The following is a 648-nucleotide window of genomic DNA, read 5'->3' on the forward strand; positions in this document are numbered from 1 at the left end:
CCTGCCTCTAGCTCTTCTTCAAACTTGGTTCGATATTCGGCAAGGATAGCCGTGCTGTGGCCGCCCGCCGTCAACGCCGCCGAGGTGTCGGCAATGATGGTCTCGAAGTTGGCCGTACAAGTCGCTACCGCCGCTTGAATATCCGCCTTTAGCTTCTGTTTGCCCGCTTCGCTTGTATCGGTATAGCTCAGCACGATTCCCGTCAGCGTAGATTCGCAGCTCGAACGCAAAGCGTACAGCTTGGTTTCCGCACCCGAGGTAATCTGCGCATACGTCTGGTTCGCCGGCGTTCCTCCGCCAGGCGCGCCCCCTCCGCCGCCGTTGCCCGCTCCGGGAGCGCCGCCGCCCGTGCCGGAATTGCCGCTTCCGGGTTTTCCGCCATTGTTCGATTCCCCGTTCTCTGCCTGGTACGCCTTCGACTGTCCGCTGACCGTTCTTGTCGCAGGATCCCAGTCAATCTTGGTCCCGAGCGACTCTGCCAGAAAGCGCAACGGCACGTAGATCGATCCATTGAGGATAAATAGGGACTGGCCCTCCGGCAGCGCCTTAGCCTTGCCGTTAAAGATCAGCGACGCTTCCTTGACCTTCATGGTCAGCGTCTGCGTCGTCTGGCTTGGCTTGCCGCCGCTCGCCGCAAGCAGCTGCTTC

At 60.8% G+C, this 648-nt stretch carries 1 protein-coding gene; it reads right to left on the bottom strand.

Going from position 1 to position 648, the window contains the following annotated elements:
- A partial coding sequence (locus PAT3040_RS30180; RefSeq protein WP_181376930.1) for a copper amine oxidase N-terminal domain-containing protein occupies positions 1-648 on the bottom strand: 648 nt, incomplete at both ends.

This window comes from Paenibacillus agaridevorans (assembly GCF_003112455.1).
Classification (GTDB): Bacteria; Bacillota; Bacilli; order Paenibacillales; family Paenibacillaceae; genus Pristimantibacillus; species Pristimantibacillus agaridevorans.